The 592-nt window shown below is 65.4% G+C and carries 1 protein-coding gene; it reads right to left on the reverse strand.

Translation table 11 applies throughout. From position 1 onward, the window contains the following. Positions 1-39: 39 nt before the first annotated feature. Complete coding sequence (locus AABA86_RS33940; RefSeq protein ID WP_445083504.1) at positions 40-408, reverse strand: hypothetical protein; 369 nt, start codon at positions 406-408, stop codon at positions 40-42. Between the last annotated feature and the right edge of the window lie 184 nt (positions 409-592).

Here is a 592-nt window from a genome sequence, read left to right on the forward strand (position 1 = left end):
TCGTGCCCCGGACGCAGCGTGTCCGAGACACGAGTCCGCTCACCACGGGATCGGTATTCTCTGTGCATATCCGCCCAGGTCCGAATCCGGACTCAGTGGCTGCCGGTCGAGCGGCCGGTTGTTGTTGCTGCGTGCGAACGAGGCGCCGGGCGGCAAGGCATAGTCGGTGAACTTGCGCTCGCCTGGGAGCACCTCGGTCCCGCCATCCAGCCAGGACCGTTTGCTCACATAGATGCGGGTGTGGGGACCGGACTGGTAGGACCGGTTGGGGCCGCGCGGTCCGTACTCATAGACGGTACCTTGCGCCGCCCGTTGTCGATCGCGCTTGTCGGTGGTTGCGGAATGCGCGCTCAGAGTCGAGAGGAGGAGGGCGAGCAGCACCGTTCTGGTCGTGACGAGCGCGTTCATCGGCAAATGCCTCATGATGTTATCTGACGTGGTCGCCTCTCGCATCGGCTCAAGAGCCTGTAAAGGATCCGAGCATTGCGCGATGTTGCCGAACGCCTGCCAGTGCGGGGGCGCGCGACGGCTGAGATGCCGGTCATTCGTTGCTGAAGAGGGCGCATGCGGTCCGGCATCGCGCCGCGGCGCG

This window comes from Bradyrhizobium sp. TM233, assembly GCF_036247965.1.
GTDB lineage: Bacteria > Pseudomonadota > Alphaproteobacteria > Rhizobiales > Xanthobacteraceae > Bradyrhizobium > Bradyrhizobium ottawaense.

Excerpts from the sequence above, each read along its gene's own strand:
- AABA86_RS33940 (WP_445083504.1), bottom strand. The coding sequence starts at position 408 with ATGAACGCGCTCGTCACGACCAGAACGGTGCTGCTCGCCCTCCTCCTC.